Source organism: Acetobacter tropicalis (assembly GCF_030644465.1).
GTDB lineage: Bacteria > Pseudomonadota > Alphaproteobacteria > Acetobacterales > Acetobacteraceae > Acetobacter > Acetobacter tropicalis.
The window spans coordinates 3,072,225-3,089,224 of sequence record NZ_JAUYUW010000001.1; the positions used below are offsets into that span (position 1 = coordinate 3,072,225).

14 protein-coding genes are annotated in these 17,000 nt (G+C 58.0%); 8 read left to right on the forward strand and 6 right to left on the reverse strand.

The features are described from left to right. Positions 1 to 18 precede the first annotated feature (18 nt). From asnB to QWU00_RS13925, 3 genes are read right to left on the reverse strand one after another with little or no spacing between them, the layout of a single operon-like run. Positions 19 to 1,785, reverse strand: a complete 1,767-nt coding sequence (gene asnB, locus QWU00_RS13915) for an asparagine synthase (glutamine-hydrolyzing) (RefSeq protein WP_035380966.1) — start codon at positions 1,783 to 1,785, stop codon at positions 19 to 21. Next, positions 1,785 to 2,852, reverse strand: coding sequence for a glycosyltransferase (locus tag QWU00_RS13920; protein WP_035381080.1), 1,068 nt, complete (start codon positions 2,850 to 2,852; stop codon positions 1,785 to 1,787). Before QWU00_RS13920 ends, asnB begins: the two co-directional genes overlap by 1 nt. 8 nt (positions 2,853 to 2,860) lie before the next feature. Further along, positions 2,861 to 3,766, reverse strand: a complete 906-nt coding sequence (locus QWU00_RS13925; protein WP_035380964.1) for a glycosyltransferase family 9 protein — start codon at positions 3,764 to 3,766, stop codon at positions 2,861 to 2,863. A gap of 191 nt (positions 3,767 to 3,957) precedes the next feature. On the opposite strand from QWU00_RS13925, the gene QWU00_RS13930 reads away from it, so the two are divergent. From QWU00_RS13930 to QWU00_RS13950, 5 genes are all read left to right on the forward strand, one after another. Next, positions 3,958 to 4,350: a hypothetical protein gene (locus QWU00_RS13930; protein WP_035380962.1), complete on the forward strand. Its 393-nt coding sequence runs from the start codon at positions 3,958 to 3,960 to the stop codon at positions 4,348 to 4,350. Positions 4,351 to 4,534: 184 nt separating this feature from the next. After that, entirely contained in the window at positions 4,535 to 5,227 is a 693-nt protein-coding gene (locus QWU00_RS13935; protein ID WP_035380960.1) for a tetratricopeptide repeat protein, read from the forward strand. 8 nt (positions 5,228 to 5,235) lie between these two features. Further along, positions 5,236 to 6,630, forward strand: coding sequence for a PQQ-like beta-propeller repeat protein (locus tag QWU00_RS13940; RefSeq protein WP_045542030.1), 1,395 nt, complete (start codon positions 5,236 to 5,238; stop codon positions 6,628 to 6,630). Continuing rightward, positions 6,623 to 8,077 carry a ribosome biogenesis GTPase Der gene (gene der, locus QWU00_RS13945; RefSeq protein WP_081939082.1) on the forward strand — a complete coding sequence of 485 codons (1,455 nt, stop codon included), beginning with the start codon at positions 6,623 to 6,625 and terminating at the stop codon, positions 8,075 to 8,077. The genes QWU00_RS13940 and der overlap by 8 nt, the downstream gene beginning before the upstream one ends. A 158-nt stretch (positions 8,078 to 8,235) precedes the next feature. Next, positions 8,236 to 9,087, forward strand: coding sequence for a hypothetical protein (locus tag QWU00_RS13950; RefSeq protein WP_035380958.1), 852 nt, complete (start codon positions 8,236 to 8,238; stop codon positions 9,085 to 9,087). A gap of 33 nt (positions 9,088 to 9,120) precedes the next feature. Here QWU00_RS13950 and QWU00_RS13955 read toward each other — a convergent pair whose 3' ends face one another. After that, a complete protein-coding gene (locus QWU00_RS13955; protein ID WP_035380956.1) occupies positions 9,121 to 10,464 on the reverse strand; it encodes a GntT/GntP/DsdX family permease in 1,344 nt (447 codons plus the stop codon). Between the two features lie 287 nt (positions 10,465 to 10,751). On the opposite strand from QWU00_RS13955, the gene QWU00_RS13960 reads away from it, so the two are divergent. Next, positions 10,752 to 12,143 (forward strand): MFS transporter, encoded by a 1,392-nt coding sequence (locus QWU00_RS13960; protein WP_035380954.1) that lies wholly within the window; start codon positions 10,752 to 10,754, stop codon positions 12,141 to 12,143. Here the strand turns inward: QWU00_RS13960 and QWU00_RS13965 are convergent, their stop codons facing one another. Both QWU00_RS13965 and QWU00_RS13970 read right to left on the reverse strand, forming a co-directional pair. Continuing rightward, positions 12,144 to 13,571, reverse strand: a complete 1,428-nt coding sequence (locus tag QWU00_RS13965; RefSeq protein ID WP_035380951.1) for a glutamate--cysteine ligase — start codon at positions 13,569 to 13,571, stop codon at positions 12,144 to 12,146. A gap of 64 nt (positions 13,572 to 13,635) precedes the next feature. Continuing rightward, a complete protein-coding gene (locus tag QWU00_RS13970; RefSeq protein ID WP_035381074.1) occupies positions 13,636 to 14,400 on the reverse strand; it encodes a 16S rRNA (uracil(1498)-N(3))-methyltransferase in 765 nt (254 codons plus the stop codon). A 331-nt stretch (positions 14,401 to 14,731) separates the two neighbouring features. On the opposite strand from QWU00_RS13970, the gene ubiA reads away from it, so the two are divergent. Next, positions 14,732 to 15,655, forward strand: coding sequence for a 4-hydroxybenzoate octaprenyltransferase (gene ubiA / locus QWU00_RS13975; protein ID WP_035380949.1), 924 nt, complete (start codon positions 14,732 to 14,734; stop codon positions 15,653 to 15,655). Positions 15,656 to 16,123: 468 nt separating this feature from the next. After that, the gene (locus QWU00_RS13980; RefSeq protein ID WP_392388273.1) at positions 16,124 to 16,702 is read left to right on the forward strand and encodes a LolA family protein; all 579 of its coding nucleotides are present in this window, start codon (positions 16,124 to 16,126) and stop codon (positions 16,700 to 16,702) included. Positions 16,703 to 17,000: the final 298 nt, after the last annotated feature.

Consider the following 17,000-nt stretch of genomic DNA (forward strand, 5'->3'; position numbering starts at 1 on the left):
GGTCTTCTTGAAATGAGGTTACTGGCTTAACGTTTCAAATACATCCCCGGTGGGGGCAAGGCCACGTATGTGTGTGCGGTGCCACAGGGCATAGAACAACAGCGTCCATGCGGCATGGCCGGTTTTCCGGCCGCCAGCGGCTTGAAACAGGGCACGTACACGTTCTGGCCGGGCAATTTCCTGAATACAGTCCTGCTGCGCTACCAGAGTGCCAAGGCGTTCACCTTGTTCCGCAATCCAGGCCCCGATGGGCACGGTGAAGCCCTGTTTGGGGGCAAACGGTTTTGCTGCCGGACAATGCTGTTCAAGCCAGCGGCGCAGAAGCCATTTGCCCTTGTCTCCGCGCACTCGCAATGTGTCTGGCAGCCGCCACGCAACATCCGCCACCACCGGGTCCAGAAGGGGCGTGCGGCCTTCCAGTCCGTGCGCCATAAGGCAACGGTCCAGCTTGAGGAGGAGGTCGTTCGGCAGCCATTCCGCACAATCAACTGCCTGCGCCGCAGCAAGACGTGATGGCTCACTGGCGGCGTTGACCTCCGCCGCCATAATGCCGTCCCGCCAGTCAGCGGGGTGGGTGCGCAGCACATTCAGGCCATCAAACATGCCGCGCCGCCACATGCGGCGCCCCCCGCGCCACCACGGGCGGATGGCGGACCGATACCGGCCATAGCCACAGAACAGTTCATCCCCGCCTTCACCGGAGAGGATAACCCGCACATCCTGCGCTGCCTTTTGGGCCAGAAACCATGTGGGGATAATGGCGTAATCGGCGGCTGGGTCATCCATGCAGGCAACAATGGCGGGCAGATGTTGCCAGACCATGGAGGCTGTAATCCGCACGGTTTCATGCTCCGCCTGCACGCCACGGGCTAGGTCGGCTGCGGCATCCGCTTCATCTGCCGCATTGCGGGCTTCAAAAACTGCCGTCCATGTGCGGAGTTTTTCTGGGCGGGGGAGCCGCGCCATGGCTGTAAGGAGGCTGGCGCTGTCTATGCCACCGGATAGGAACAGGCCAAACGGCACATCAGACCGTTCATGCGCCTGCACGCTGTTCATCAGCGCGGCATCAAGCTGGTGAAGAGCATCTTCTTCTGTCAGCGGAGGCTGATTGGGCACTAGGTCGGGCAGGGGCGAACGGTGTTGCCGGTCCAGAATGCGGCCTTGCACCACGCGCACTGTTTCTCCGGGCATAACGCGGTGAATGGTGCTGAAAATGGTTTCCCGTCCGGTAGTGAACTGAAGTTGCAGCAGTTCATCCCGTGCGGAGGGGCGCATTGTGCGGGGAGCAAGCCCTGCGGCCAGCAGAACGCCAGGTTCTGATGCAAATGCCAGGCCACCTTCAAATTCCGTGACATAGAGTGGCTTTATGCCAAACGGATCACGGCTGAGCAGGAGTTCTTCCTGTGCGCTGTCATACAGTGCAATGGCGTACATCCCTCGCAGGCCACGGGCGTAGTCCGTGCCGTTGCGTTCCCATAACAGGAGGGGGGATTCACAGTCACTGCCGGTTTTGAAATGGCTTTGCCCGATCTGCTGGCGGATCTGGGGGTCATTATAAATCTCGCCATTGGCAATAAGGGTGCCAGTGCCTGCGGAAAGAGGCTGATCTCCTCCTGCCAGATCAATAATGGACAGGCGGGTATGCACGAGGTCCGCATGCGGCAGGCGGGCAAAATGGGCTCCGTCCGGACCACGGTGCCTCAGGGCTGCTGCCATTCGGTCCAGCACAGTTTGAGGCTGAGGGAATGTGCCGCGTGTGTAAACCAGTCCGCCAATGCCGCACATCAGGGAGCCTCCACGGAGGAGAGAAACTGCTGCCAGGCGGCCAGAACCGGCCCGGTGGCGAAGATCTGGTCATAATCCGCCCGTCCGGCAAGGGCCAGCTTGTGGGCAAGGGCAGGATCTTCCAGCACCGCGCCAAGCTGGCGGGCAAGAGCCTGCGCATCCTCAACAGGAGCCAGCAGGCCGTTTGCTCCAGAACGGATCAGTTCCGTTGGCCCTTGAGAGGCTGCCGCGACGACGGGTTTTGTGGCGGAAAAACCTTCAATCACAACGTTGCCCAACGGTTCATGGCGTGAGGGGCAGACCAGCACGGAGCACGCACGGATCAGCCTGCCCGGTTGTGTGGACCACCCCGGCATCAGCACACGGTCGGCCACGCCTTCCTGTCTGGCGAGCGTTTCAAGGGCTTCACGCTCTGGGCCTTCTCCGCAGATAACCAGCCATTGGCCGGGCAGATGGCGCATGGCGCGGATCAGCACATCAAACGCTTTGTTCTTATGCAGGCGGCCAAGCGCCAGAATAAAGGGCGCATCAGGCGGCACGCCATCCGGACGGACGGGAGCAGTGGTGGCAAGGTCCGTGGCGAAATTGGGTAGATAGTGCACGCGGTTTTCGGGCCAGCCCTGTTCTTTCATCCAACGGACTAACCCACGGGTGTTGCCAATCAGATGATCGCACCGCCGATAATAGGACAGATCATAAAACCCGCCGAGCCGCCCCGCCAGAATCCAGTTGCCTTGTGGCGTGAAACGGGCCGCGCGATTCATCCACGCCACTGTCACACGTGGTACAAAGGATGTGAGCGCCTGTTTTAGCCGCAAGCGCGTGGTTAGATCAGCCAAACCGCCAAAGCGGAGTTCCGTTGGGGCAATGCCTCCGGCCCGCATCCGCTGTGCGCGGGCACCTTCCCGTCGGATAATGGGAAGCACCGAGAGGCCGGAGGCCGCCTGCGCTATGCAAAGCCGTTCAAAAAACAGCTCTGCTCCGCCTGTTGCCGCGCCCGCCATAACATGCGCTACCCGGAGCGGTTGCGTATTGGAGGAGGGGGCATGGGCAGAAATGGGGGACATTGTGGGGCTCATGAGTGTGTTTCTGCCAGCAGGCGTGCAGCAGCTTGGGCGACGGTGGCAACGCTCAGGCCCGCAATAGGGGCCTCACCTTCTGGGCCGGGAGCAACTACCCATGCCGTCTGTTTGCCTGACGGCGCATATTCTGATGCGCGAGAGGGGCCAAACAGACCCAGTGTGGGGGTACCTGCGGCAGCCGCCAGATGCATCAGCCCGGAATCGTTACCGATATACAGGCGGCAACGGGCCAGCATGGCGGCAACCTGCGGCAGGGAAAAATGGCCCCCTGCATCAACAGCATTTGGCAGTGCGTTCAGAACCGGGGCAGCCAGCGCCTGCTCCTGTGGGCCAGGACCATAAAAGATGACAGGCCGGGCATTGGGTATGGCGGCAGAAAGAGCTTTCCATAACGGCAGATAACGCTCAGTCGGCCAGATTTTGCCGGTCCAGTTGGCAGTTGGGCCAAGAGCAATCAGGGGACCCTGTGCCGGCAAGGTTGTGGCAGCAATAGCGTGATCCGCCTTGCTGAGCCAGACGGTGGGCAACGGCGGCGGGGTAAGGTTCAGCAGTTTGGCCAGATGGGTAAGGCGCAAACCTGGCCGCCGTCCGCCGCGCATGATCAACCGCTTGCGCGAGCGCAGGAACAGTGTGGTGGCTGAACCGCGCAGATCTATCGTCAGATCCCATTTCTGCCCCACACAGGCTTTCCATAAATCCAGCCAGTGCAGATCATATTTGCGCTTGTCCATTACCAATATAGCATCGAGTCCCGGCAGATTCTCAAACAGCCCGGCAGCAACGGGGCCGCAGGCAATGGTAAAGCGGGCATCCGGGATGGTGCGTATCAGATGTGCCAGCAGGCCTGTGGAGAGCACGGCATCGCCCAGGCGTGTGGCCGTGATGAAGAGAATACGCATTAGGCCACTGTTATACCGCCCTTTTGTTTTTTCCAAGGCGGGGGATAAGCAGAGAGAAGCGCTCATGCATCAGGAGCGGTATGGACATTTATGCCATGTGTGCCATGAACCCGGCGTTGCAGCGGCCGCCTGATTTTTACCTTTGTGGTGTGTCAGGCAGGAGAGGTTGCTTATCACAGGGAATAAAAAGAATGAGGAAAGGTTTTTTTCTAGTTTGTGGCGTAGCCGTTATGGCGAGCCTGCCGACTGCGGGCGGTAAGGCGCAGGCCGCCACCACCGCCTGGACGGCATCAGCCTGCGGTGCTGAGCCCACCATGCCTTCCATGGATGTCTCCTCGGTCGAACATTATAACGCCAGCGTTGACAAAGCCACGGCCTACGAAAAAGCGGCCCGCGCCTATAACAGTTGTGTTGCGCGTACTGCCAACAAGGAAGAAACAGCCATCAGCAATGAAGCGCGTGAAAAAATTGCGCACATTCATGAAGGCAGTGCCGCGGTACAGAAGCGCATTGCCACCAATTTCAGCCGTATGACAGCCTCCCTTAAGGCTGGCAGCAGCAAATTCGGTGGGGGGTCTCACTGAAGTAAAGCCTGCGTAGGGCTCTCTGGCCGGGAGAATGCCCGGCCAGCAGAAGCAGAAAAACGCACGGGATGCACGGCTGTTAGGGACTGTCTTTCCGGGCTGGTGCCTTGTATGATGCGTGCAGGTAGGGCAGATATGCCCGTTACGCACTTATTGAGTTAGCCAGAACGGGAACGGGCCAGACGTGGCAGAAGATGTTTTCAAGGAAGTTGATGACGAACTGAAGGCAGAGCGCCTACGGCAGGCCGCCCGTCGTTATGCGGGGTTGGGGCTTGGGGTGCTGGTGGTAGTTCTGGCGGGTGCAGGCGCATGGTCCTGGCATCTTTCAAGCCAGAAATCCGCCTCTCTTGCTGCGACAGGGGCTTATCTGACCGCCCTGCGGCAGACGGATCATCTGCCTCCTGCCTCCGCAAATCTCACCCCCTTAGGTGAAACCGCCAAGACAGGCCTTGCCTCCCTTCAGCAGCTTGCAGCGAAAAGCCCCGGTGGCCTTGCAACCTTGGCACGTTTGCAGGAAGGCGCGGTGCAGGCGGCTCATGGTGATATAAAAGCGGCGCTGGCGGCATGGGATGCCGTGCAGACTGACCAGAAGGCAGATCCGCTTTTGCGCCAGCTTGCCATGTTACTGTGGTGCCAGAAACAGATTGATGCGGGAGACATTCCAAGCCTGCGTTCCCGCCTTTCCCTGCTGACGGGTAAGGATAAGGCATGGCATGGGCTGGCAACGGAAGCGCTTGCTACGCTGGATGTGCGAGAAGGGCATATGGATGATGCCCGTAAGAAATTTGCAGAACTGGCTGCGGCGGATGATGTGCCCTCTGGCGTAAGAAGCCGGGCGCAGGCAATGACCCAGGCACTGGATCCTTCGGCAGGGTGAGGCACTTCATGACCAAGACGCGCTCTTCTAACATAGTGCGGGCTCCGCTGGGGCGCCGGAAACTTCTGGCGGGAGCGGCTCTTGCGCCTGCTCTGGCCGGATGCAGCCTGTTTGATGAGGATGAAAAGCCAATTCTGGCCGGGCACAGGACAGATGTACTGTCCTCAGGTTCCGGGTTGGAAGTGGATAAGGAAGACCACACCCCCATTACGCTGCCAGAGCCGATTACGGTTTCTGACTGGCCGCTGGTGGGTCGGGTTGGGTCTCATGTGGGCAGCAACTATAAATGGGCGGGCCTGCGTGAGCGGTGGTCCAAATCCATTGGTGCCGGTATTTCCGAGCCTGATATGCTGGCCTGGGCGGCTCTGGGTGGTTTTGGCCGGGGGCTGATCCAGTCTTCGCCGGTTATTCTGAATGGCCGTCTGTTCATTATGGATGCGCAGGGCGTTGTGCGTGCGTTCTCGTGGCCGCGCATGTCTCATCTTTGGACCATTGACCCCAAGCCGAAAAAGATGCGGTCCAGCAATCTGGGCGGTGGCGTGGCTGTGGATGGAGACACTGTCTATATTGTCAGTGCTATTTCAGAAGCGCTGGCGGTGGATGCGACAACAGGGAAAGTAAAGTGGCGTTCAGATATCGGCACCCCCGGCCGTTCTGCTCCCACGGTTGTTGATGGCCGTGTCTTCTTTGGCACGATTGATGAACGCTTTTTTGCGCTGGATGCCGCAACGGGCCGTCAGCTCTGGTCCTATGGGGCCACGCAGGCAGACACAACGGTGTTTGGGCTGCCGGCACCAGCCTATGCCAACGGGGTGGTGATTGGCGGTTTTGGCGGGGGTGATCTTATCGCTTTCCGTGCTGAAACTGGTGAGGTTGTCTGGAGTGAAATGCTTGGCAACGTGAACAGCCAGGCCAGCACCCTGAACCTGACCTGTGTACGTGGCCTGCCTGTAGTGGTGGACAGCACGGTCTATGCTGTCAGCATGGCGCAGGTTCTGGCCGCCGTGGATATCCGGACCGGGCGTCGGCTGTGGGAACGTGCGGTTGCAAGCCAGAACAGCATTCTGTGCGTAGGGGACTGGCTGTTTGTGGTGTCTCTGGACGAGCAGTTGACCTGCATTGATCGTCTTTCCGGCCATGTGCGCTGGATTACGCAGTTGCGCCGCTTCCGCCGTGTGGATGTGAGCAAAGATATCATAACGTGGATTGGCCCCGTTATGGCTGGTGGGCAACTGGTCTGCATCAGCACTCTGCCGGGTAATGGTGTGGTGCGGGTTAACCCAGTAACTGGCGGTATTATCTCCGTTGATTCTTCTGATGCGGTTTCTTTCGTGCCGCCTATTGTTGTTGATGAGCAAATGTTGATTGTAACGAACGACGGAAAGCTACGCTCTTATGGCTGATCGCCGTCGGCCTATGCGGCCAGTGGCGCCGCTTCCTTCGGGTGACCTCCCGGTTGTGGCCATTGTAGGCCGCCCCAATGTTGGAAAATCCACTCTTTTTAATCGGTTGGTCGGGCGGCGTCAGGCTCTGGTGGCAGATACCCCCGGCGTGACACGTGACCGTAAGGAAGGCCTTGCCATTGTGCGCGGGCGGCATATCCGCCTGATTGATACCGCCGGGCTGGAAGAAGCTGCGCCTGATACGTTGTTTGGCCGTATGCGGTCTTCTTCAGAAGGCGCAATGGTTAATGCGGCTCTGGTGCTGTTCTGTGTGGATGCCCGTGCGGGCATTACACCTGCAGATGAACATTTTGCCCAATGGGTGCGCCGTCAGGGCCGTCCAGTGTTGCTGGTGGCCAACAAGGCTGAAGGCCGGTCTGGTGCTGCTTCTGCTATGGAAGCCTATGCACTTGGGTTGGGTGAACCGGTTGCGGTTTCTGCCGAGCATGGGGAAGGTCTTGCTGACCTCATGTCTGAAATTGTGGAGCATTTGCCTCCCGAACCGGAACCGGAAGAAGAAGAGCTTCCGGAAGATGGGTTTTCTGCTGAGGGAGTGGATGTGCCAGAGGGTGAGGAGGTTCTTGAAGCTCGCCCCAAAGGCCCTATGCGTCTTGCCATTGTTGGCCGTCCTAATGCGGGAAAATCGACTCTGATGAATGCCCTTCTGGGCGAAGAGCGGATGATTACCGGCCCGGAACCCGGCCTGACCCGCGATTCGGTTGCTGTTACGCTTTATGATGATGGCGATGAGTTCGAGGTTGTTGATACAGCCGGTCTGCGCCGAAAGGCGCGGATTGATGAGGCGTTGGAAAAAATGTCCGTTTCGGCTTCCATCGAAGCGCTAAAAATGGCGGAAGTGGCTGTGCTGGTGCTTGATGCCACGCTGGGCGTGCATGAGCAGGATTTGCAGATTGCCCGCCTGATTGAGCGCGAAGGCCGTGCATGCGTTCTGGCGCTCAATAAATGGGATATGGTGGAAGACCGGATAGGCACCCGTAAGGCCATTCTGGATCGGCTGAGCATTTCTCTGGCGCAGATGCGTGGCGTGCCCGTGGTGACTTTTTCCGCCCTGACGGGTGCAGGTCTGCGCCGCCTGTTGCCTGCCGTGCGGGATGCCTGGACAGTCTGGAACGCCCGTGTGCCGACAGGTGAACTGAACCGCTGGTTTGAAGCTGCGCTTGAACGCCATACGCCCCCCTTGGTGGAAGGTCGCCGCCTGAAGCTGCGTTATATGACGCAGGTGAAGTCCCGTCCGCCAACGTTTGTTATTTTCGGCACCCGTGCGGAATTGCTGCCAGAAGATTACAAGCGGTATCTGATCAATGGCCTGCGTGAAACGTTCGATCTGCCGGGCGTGCCTATTCGTTTGCAGTTGCGTGGTACAAAGAATCCTTACGCAGACCGCTGAGCAAGTGCATTTCTCATTCTTGGTTTTTCTGAAAGATGCTTTCTTCCGATGGGAGGAAAGCATTTTTCGTTTTTGAGCAGATTTTCCTGAAAGAACCTCTCAAAATCTAAACCGTTTTTATGGCAGGTAATGAAGCCATATTAAGGAAGGATATTTTTATGGGATATGACGTCACCATTACCCGTGAAGCCTTTATGTGGCCTGATGCTGGCCGGCCTTTGTTACAGCTTACGCAGGATATGGTTTATGCTGTGGTGGCTACAGATCCGTCGCTTGCTTATGAAGCAGAGAGAAACAAAGACGGTGTCGAAATTGAGGGCCAAGGCACTATAATTTATGTCGGCCATCCGGACAGAGAAATTGTGGAAAGAGGGGAAAATACTCTTTGGTATTATCCTGGCACGATATCCGCCAAGTATCCAGACGATCATCTTATCAAAAAAATGGCCGAAATTGGCGCCAAATTAAAGTGCTTTGTGGTTGGAGATAACGCAGAGGCTTATTTTATAGATGATAAAGGTGAACTTGTTACTGATGATACAGGAGAAAAATTCAAATATATTGTTGGGGATACAGGCAAACGATATGAGATTGATGGTGAGGGACGGTTTGTAAACCTCAACCAGATACCGGATTATCTTGCTGAAAACCGTCATTCCTTTACCCCGGAGGATCAGGCACGATTTATAACGTCAGCACCGCCCTCCCAAGAAAGTCCGAAGATATACGGTTTGGGCATTACGCGATGCGAAGAATTTGCCCAGATGCATGAGCAAAAGAAAATGGACGGAGTGTATTATTATTACACTTGGTACCAGGGCTTCATAAGTGGGCTCAATGTGGTAAGTGGCGCGTACAAGAAAAAAGCGCTGAATTATGCAACGTCTAACCAAGTGTTGGATGAAGACATTACCTTCTTGTATGCCTACAGCAAAGCCAATCCTAAAATGAGTTTTCTGAGTGCCTGTGAAGCCCTTCTGCGTATGCGGAATGCGCGCCACTCCTCTTGATGCGTGTGCTGCAGAGGGGCATGTGGCAACGCGTTAGTGGATAATCCAAGACAAGGGCAGGCAGATCAGCAGCCCGAGTATGGCGATCAGGGTTTCTATAACCGTCCAGCTACGTAGGGTCTGGCTGAGGTTCATGCCCAGATATTCCTTCATCTGCCAAAAGCCCGCATCATTCATCAGACTGAACCCGACAGATCCCGCACCAGTCACCAGCACCAGAAGCTCGGGAGAGACAGTGGGGGAAGAGGCCAGAATGGGGCCGACAATGCCTGATGCTGTGGTGGTGGCGACGGTAGCTGAGCCTGTGGCAATGCGGACCAGAAGCGCGAGCAGCCATGCCAGCACCAGTAGGGGGACATGAGCCCCCAGCGCCATGTCCGTAATGGAATGAGACAGGCCACTATCAATCAGTTCCCGGCCAAAACCGCCGCCTGCGCCAATCAGCAGCATGATGGTGGCGGTGGGGGCAAGACATTCATTTGAAAATCGCAGAATGGTTTCGCGGGAAAGACCACTGATGCTGCCAAGCAGCCAGAAGGACATCAATGTGGCGACCAGCAGCGCAATATCTGTATTTCCGAGAAAGTGAAGTACACGATACGGCCATGCTGTGGCGGGCCAAATCATCTCCGCCACAGCGCCACCCAGCATGAGAACAACCGGCACTAGCAGCGTAAGGCAGGAAAGAGCGAAAGAAGGGAGCTTCTGCGGTGTGGAGGCACGGGAAAACTGGGCGGCCAGAGCCGTGGGGGCAATGTCTCCCAAGCGTGGCACAATGTAATAGGCGTATAGCGGGCCAGCAATTGCGGCGATAGGTGTGCCGATCAGGATGCCCCAGAATAACGTGCGTGCCGTATGGGCATGGTAGGCCGAAATGGCCAGAAGCGTGGCGGGGTGCGGGGGTACCATAGCGTGCGTGACGGAAAGTGCCGCCGCCATGGGAAATGCCAGCATGGGCAGGGGCAGGTTGTTCTGGCGGGACAGAACAACAGCCAGCGGGATAAGCAAAACGAACCCGACCTCATAAAACACAGGCAGGCCGACCAGCAGGCCAATGACCATCATGGCCCAGTTCAGCCGTTTTTTGCCAGCGAGACGGGAGATGGTGAGCGCAATCTGATCAGCTCCTCCGGTTTCGGCCAGAATTTTCCCCAGCATGGTGCCCAGCGCCATGACTCCCGCCACATGCCCGAGCACATGGCCCATGCCTGTTTCAAACGAGGCAATGGCTTTTTCCGCAGGCATGCCCGCCACCAGAGCTAACCCGACCGAGACAATAAACAATGTCATGAATGGGTTAAGGCGCACCCATCCAATCAGTAAGACCAGTGTCAGGATGGCGGCGGCTGTCAGCATCGTAGCGAGAAGAGGCGTCATGGTCTGAGGATGGAGCGAGCCGGGAGGGCGCTGTCAACTCCTTGATTGAAGGGACGATGCCTCTGATGCGGCGTTGTGTGACAAACTTCGGGCACAAGGGCGTGAAAACCCGGAGAATACTCCATCGGGGAAAACCGGGCGTGTTATAGCAAGCCTGTTGCACGTTTTCGTGTGAAGGGATGCCTCACAGGCGCGGCGGATAAAATACTTTCTCTTTCGGAAGAGGAATGGCACAGAGGCGCGCAGCGCAAGATCATGACGTTAATGAAACAGGAGCTTTGTAGCCCATGGCAGACCTTGCGCATCCGGATGAGCGCTTAAATATTTCTTCTTCAGCGGATGGCCTGCAAGGGTCGGCGCGCACAATGGCTGTGATTGCCGTCTCTCTTTCCGTGCTACTGGCCTTGCTTGATTACGCCATTGCCAATGTGGCGTTGCCCGACATAGCACGAGATCTCAAGGCTTCTGCTTCCGCTTCCATCTGGGTGGTGAACGCCTATCAGCTTGCCAGTCTGGTTTCCCTGCTGCCTCTGGCGTCCTTAGGGAACAAGGTCGGGTTTTCGCGGTTGTGCCGGGCCGGGATCATGGTGTTCATGACATCTTCCCTGCTGTGCGCCACGGCAACGTCTCTGCCTATGCTGGCGGGTGCGCGGGTGCTTCAGGGTATTGGGGGCGCCTGCATCATGAGCGTGAATATTGCTTTGTTGCGCTTTATCTATCCTCATGCGGAAATCGGGCGCGGTATTGCTCTTAACGGGGTTGTAGTGGCTGTGGGCGTGGCTCTTGGCCCTACGGCAGCAGCGGTTATTCTCAGTGTAGCGTCATGGCCGTGGCTGTTCTGGGTCAATCTGCCATTAGGGGCTTTGGCGTTGATTATGGCTTTCAAAGCGCTGCCGGAAACACCCCGCAGTAACCAGAAATCTGACACTCTGGGCAGTTTTTTGTGCATTCTGGGCGTAGGTGCCTTGGTGATGGGGTGTGACGAACTTTCCCATCACGGTAACGTGGCACTTTCCGTCTGCCTGATTGTCATAGGACTTGGTGCAGGCGTGGTGCTGGTGCGGCGCGAGGCAGAAGCGCCTCAGCCCATTCTGCCCGTTGATCTGCTGGCCAGACCGGACTTTGCCGTGGCGTTTGCTACAGGCTTTCTGGGGTTTGTGGCCTCCAACTTCTACATCATTTCCATGCCGTTCACCTTGCATGATGAACTGGGCCTGAGTGCTGCGCTGACAGGCTTGCTGATTACCCCATGGCCTATTGGTATCATGTGTGCGGCCCCTGTAGTAAGGCGGGTGGCGGATAGTGTTTCTGCCGGTGTACTCTCATCCATCGGGCTGTCTGTTACCGCCACGGGCTTTCTGTTGTTGTGGCTCCTGCCATTGCAGCCGTCCGTTTTGGATATTGCCTGGCGTACAGCCCTTGCCGGGTGGGGGTTTGGTTTTTTTCAGCCGCCTAATAATCGCGCCATGATGGTTTCGGTTTCGCATGCCCGTGCGGGCGGAGCCAGCGGCATGGTGCAGGTGGCCCGGCAGGCAGGGCAGGCATTCGGCGCGATGGGGGTTGCAGCGTTCTTTGCCCAGTTCGCGCATGAGGGCGCGCGGGCCTGCCTGCTGGCTGCCACCTGTGTGGCAGCCAGTGCGGCGGCTTTAAGTGCAAGCCGCCTGTTTATGCGTGGGTAATCAGATCTCGCTTTCCAGGAAGATACGGTTGGTATCGCCCATCCATGCGCCGTAATAGCGGTCCAGCCACCGTTCAGCCTGCGTGGGGGCACCAGCGGCAAGAGCGGTGAGGGGGGCCAGATAGGCCCACTCTTCCACGCCATTGTCATCCACAATGCCGCGGCCTTGCAAGCCATCCATGGCAATGCCGATCATCTGTGCGGCCAGATCGCGCACCGTGCCGTCGCCCCATGGTGTGTCCAGTGCCTGCATGGGCACAAGGCTGCGCAGCTTCACGTAATCTTCCCACGGGCGTTCGCGCACCAGTTCGTAAGCGGCTTCCAGCGCGGCGTCATCATACAGCAGGCCCACCCACAGGGCGGACTGCGCCATCATCATTTCAAAGGAGCCTGCATCGGCTCCCCGCATTTCCAGAAACTGTTTAAGGCGCACATCCGGGAAGGCTGTAGTCAGGTGATCTTCAAAATCACCCAGCGTGGGGGTGACATCATCCAGTCCGTCCTGATGCTCTCCATTCATCCAGGCACGGAAAGACCGGCCCGCCACGTTGCGCATTTTGCCATTGCGCATGATGAAATACATGGGAACATCAAGCGCCCATTCCGCATAGCGTTCAAAACTGAAGTCTTTTTCAAACACACAGGCGGGCATGCCGGAGCGGGCGTTGTCCGTATCTGTCCAGATTCGTGCCCGGTTTGAGAGAAAGTTATTGGGCTTGCCCTCGACAAACGGCGAGTTGGCGAACAGCGCGGTCGCCACAGGTTGCAGGGCCAGCGAGACCTGCATCTTGCGGACCATGTCCTGTTCAGAGCCAAAATCCAGATTGACCTGCACGGTGCAGGTGCGCTGCATCATGTCCAGCCCCAGCTTGCCCACCTTGGGCATGTAATCCCGCATGATGGCGTAGCGGGATTTGGGCATCCAGGGTTGGTCGTCACGGGAGGCTGTGGGATGAAAGCCCAGGGGTGCGAAGCCCAGCCCCAGCTTGCGGGCCAGTGGGCGCACGGCCTCGTAATGGTCGTTTAGTTCCTGTGCGGTTTCATGCAAGGTCCGCAAGGGCGCGCCGGAGAGTTCAAACTGCCCTGCCGGTTCAAGCGAAATGCCAGCTCCTTTGGCGTCATTCTGCCCTTTCAGGCCGATAATGCTGCCTGCATCCAGAATAGGTTGCCAGTCATCGGGCGCGCTTTTCTGTAGCCCGATCAGCAGGTCCTCAATGCCCGCAGGGGCATAGGGTGGGGCGGCGTAGGCCGGGCGGCCCCCCTGTGGGTTACTGCCATTGTTGGCGGCTTCCGGGCGGATGAAGCCAAATTTCTCATGTTCGGTGCCAATGCGCCATGCGTCTCGAGGTTTGCATCCCTGCGCCAGAATTTCGGCCAACTGCGAAACAGAGCGGACAGGCGTATCGTCTAGGGCACCAGCGTTGGACATGAGAGCGTATTGTTCCTTGAAAGTCGGTCCGTGGCGCTGCACGGCTCAGAACGGAGAAGTACGGTTATTGTGACTGATCCTGTGTAGAGCGCAAGCCGTCACTCATCAAAGCCAGTCCCGACGCCACGGCGGTATCCGCACGAAGCACCAATGCGCCCAGTGAGACAGGGGCAACAAAGGGGCGCGCAAGGAGGGCCTGACATTCCGCATCACTCAGGCCGCCTTCCGGACCAATCAGCAATCCATCACCGGCGCGGGCATCCCGAAACGTTACGTTTGGAGTGAGCCCGCGGTCCTGTGTGCGCTCTATTGCAGCAAACAGGCGGTGGTTTTCCGGCCAGGAACCAAGCAGCGTTGTCAACAGGCATGGTTCGGCAACATGCGGAATATCCATCCGCTCACATTGCTCGGCGGCTTCCGTGGCAATGGCGGTCAGCCGGTCAAGATTGACGCGATGCGTATTGGTTCGCTCTGTTATCAGCGGTTGGAAGCTGGTCACACCAAGCTCCGTGCCCATGCGCAGGACCAGATCTGTGGCATCCCGCTTCAGGAGAGCAAAGGCAAGCACAAGAGCGGGTGGGGGCGGCGGTGCGCGTAAGCGTTCAGCTAACAGGAGGCTGCCTTTATCCTTGCGGATGTGGGCGAGCGTTGCCAGCCATTCGCCCATGCTGCCGTTGAAAATGCGTACGGAATCGCCTGCCTGCTTGCGCAGCACAGTCCCCAGATACCGGGCCTGCGCAGGCGGCAGCGGGCAGGACGCGCCCGGAGCGGCTACCGGCAACGTGTCGGCTGGTATGTAAAGGCGAGGAAGGTGGGCGTGGGCGCTCATGCTCTGATGATCTGGCTGAAAAAGGGGAGCGGGCAGGGTACCCACAGAATGAGGAGGTCACATTTAGGCGCGAACGGCCTGTTATGCAAAGGTCTTCATGAGGAACCAGTTTGTGACATCCCTTCAATCGTCGTATGAGGGCCGGGATAGGGCTTTCTGCATTCGCTATCATGCGGAGGGATCAGGATAGCCCCGTCATGGCGTGTTCTCGGCCCCCGCAGCATGTAGGCTCTGGGTTTGCAGGGTGGGTGGGGCTGTAAAGGGTGCTCAGGCAGTTTTTTACGGGAATTGCCCATGGAAATGTTTCAGCAATCAGGGATAAATCAGCCCCGTGTCCGTATCAGCCTCCTCTTCTCATACTGATATCAAAACCACGGGGTGGATTAGCCGCCTTCCTGCTGGCTTGCAGGCGTATGCCCTGCTGGCGCGGCTGGATCGGCCCATTGGCACGTGGTTATTGTTCCTGCCCGGCGTGTGGGGAATCCTGCTGCCGCGTGATGTGATGGTGGCGGAGCGGGTGCGGCTGATCATCCTGTTTGGCATTGGCAGTCTTGTCATGCGCGCTGCGGGCTGCGTGGTGAATGACATGTGGGACCGTGATATTGACCGTCAGGTGGTGCGCACGGCAGGCCGTCCGCTGGCGTCCGGCGCATTGAGCATGCGGCAGGCGGTCCTGTTCCTGCTGCTGCTGCTGCTGATCGGGCTGGCGGTTCTGGTGCAGTTGAACGGCTTATCCTGTCTGCTTGGTGTGTCTTCTCTGGTGCTGGTGGCCCTTTATCCGTTGGCAAAGCGGTTTACGTGGTGGCCGCAACTGGTGATGGGCTTCACGTTCGGGTTTGGCGCGCCCATGGGTTATGCTGCCGCTGCGGGTTCTCTTTCCTGGGCGCAGGCGGCGCTCTATGGCGCGACCATTCTGTGGCAGCTGGGCTTTGACACCATATATGGTTTTCAGGACATGGAGGACGATGCCCGCATTGGTGTGAAGTCTACGTCCCGACTGTGGGTGTCACAGGCGCGCGGATTTATCGGGGCGTGCTACGCAGGTATGGTAGGGCTGCTGGCTGTTGCCGGTGGGCTGGCGGGAGTTGGTCTGCTGTTCTGGCCTGCGCTGCTTCTGCCGGTTGTGCTGCTGGCGCGGCAGGCGACCACGGTAAACCCCGCAGATCCGGCTCTCTGCCTCACGCAATTCCGCTTCAGCCGCGAAATTGGGCTGGCTGTTGCTTTGGCGCTCGTGTTGGGGCGTGTCGCTGTCTGAGGAATACGTGGGAGGAAGGTCCTGTGGTGGGTTTAAAGGGCACGAAAGCAGCCGTGTTATGCGGCGCGCTTGCTTTGATGTTCGCGTAATGGCTTTCCTTAGTCTTTCTGAGAATTTTCCCTTCCCATACATCCGACATTGTCTGCATGGCGCGTTAGACCGGGGAGGGAGGAGGTACGATTAGCGTATGGCCCAAGAATGTCATGCCGCAGGAAGGGATTCCCGAGAGTGCCGCCATCGTCCCTGTTACAGTTGGCGGGAGAGTGCCATAATAATGGCGTGAGAGGACGGTCTGATAGCGGGCTCCGTCCTCAATAGGTCCCAGTAGGAATATCAGAACATATGACCATGGTTTCACGCGCCTTTTCCTCATTTCGGCATGGGTTGGTGGCTGGTGCGGTGCTCCTGCTGCCGGTTATTGCCGGAGGCAGTGTTTCTGTGGCGTCAGCCCAAGAAGCTGGCGCGCGGATGTCCGTGCCGCAGCAGGAGGCTGCCGCCCCAGAGTCTGCGCCGCTTTCCGACTCTGATCGGGCATGGTTGGCAAAGATTGAGCAGGCGTTGAACAGCGCCACCACCTTTCAGGCGCGGATGCAGCAACTGGATGCCGACGGTAAACGTACAACGGGTGTGGTGTGGATGAAGCGGCCTGGCCAGATGCGTTTGGCGTATGATCCACCCACCCCGCTTTTGCTGGTGGCGAACGACGGAAAGGTAGTGTTCCGTGATAATCAGTTGGATCAGACCACGGTTATTCCCATGGAGCGTACTCCGTTAGGCTTGCTGTTGCGTCAGCATGTCAGTCTCTCTGACGATGTGACCATTACCGGCTTCGCTCATGAAGGCGGGCTGGTGCAGGTCTCATTGGTAAGAACATCCTCTCCGGGCGATGGCAGCCTGACATTGGTGTTCCATGACAAACCTGTGTCACTGCGCTCATGGAGTGTGTTGGATTCGCAAGGACGGGAGACACGTGTGACACTATTTGATGTGCATACTGGCATCAGCATTCCCGCTAATACATTTACTCTCCCCGCTCAGCCTGAATAAAAAACGGCAGGAAGAGCCTTCAGGAGCTTCGGCTTCCGTAGTTTGCAGCCGTTGATTTTGCCTCTGGGTGGCATGGCAAGGAGCGTCGAATTCGGCTTTTTCATAGCCGCCCTGAGCGTGTTTGGGTCGGAGCGGGCCACTATAGGCTGGCGGTGTGAACCCAGAGCAAAATCTGCTTGCTAGAGTCCTCACACTCCAGATTCGGAAAGATGCGGACAGCCATGCGGGAGAGAGGGCAGTTTTCTGGGCCAGTGTGACTGGAAAATGCCGGGCCTCAGAGCGATATAAGAAGCCGGAA

Excerpts from the sequence above, each read along its gene's own strand:
- asnB (WP_035380966.1), bottom strand. The coding sequence starts at position 1,785 with ATGTGCGGCATTGGCGGACTGGTTTACACACGCGGCACATTCCCTCAG.
- QWU00_RS13920 (WP_035381080.1), bottom strand. The coding sequence starts at position 2,852 with ATGTCCCCCATTTCTGCCCATGCCCCCTCCTCCAATACGCAACCGCTC.
- QWU00_RS13925 (WP_035380964.1), bottom strand. The coding sequence starts at position 3,766 with ATGCGTATTCTCTTCATCACGGCCACACGCCTGGGCGATGCCGTGCTC.
- QWU00_RS13930 (WP_035380962.1), top strand. The coding sequence starts at position 3,958 with ATGAGGAAAGGTTTTTTTCTAGTTTGTGGCGTAGCCGTTATGGCGAGC.
- QWU00_RS13940 (WP_045542030.1), top strand. The coding sequence starts at position 5,236 with ATGACCAAGACGCGCTCTTCTAACATAGTGCGGGCTCCGCTGGGGCGC.
- der (WP_081939082.1), top strand. The coding sequence starts at position 6,623 with ATGGCTGATCGCCGTCGGCCTATGCGGCCAGTGGCGCCGCTTCCTTCG.
- QWU00_RS13950 (WP_035380958.1), top strand. The coding sequence starts at position 8,236 with ATGGGATATGACGTCACCATTACCCGTGAAGCCTTTATGTGGCCTGAT.
- QWU00_RS13955 (WP_035380956.1), bottom strand. The coding sequence starts at position 10,464 with ATGACGCCTCTTCTCGCTACGATGCTGACAGCCGCCGCCATCCTGACA.
- QWU00_RS13960 (WP_035380954.1), top strand. The coding sequence starts at position 10,752 with ATGGCAGACCTTGCGCATCCGGATGAGCGCTTAAATATTTCTTCTTCA.
- QWU00_RS13965 (WP_035380951.1), bottom strand. The coding sequence starts at position 13,571 with ATGTCCAACGCTGGTGCCCTAGACGATACGCCTGTCCGCTCTGTTTCG.
- QWU00_RS13970 (WP_035381074.1), bottom strand. The coding sequence starts at position 14,400 with ATGAGCGCCCACGCCCACCTTCCTCGCCTTTACATACCAGCCGACACG.
- QWU00_RS13980 (WP_392388273.1), top strand. The coding sequence starts at position 16,124 with ATGTCCGTGCCGCAGCAGGAGGCTGCCGCCCCAGAGTCTGCGCCGCTT.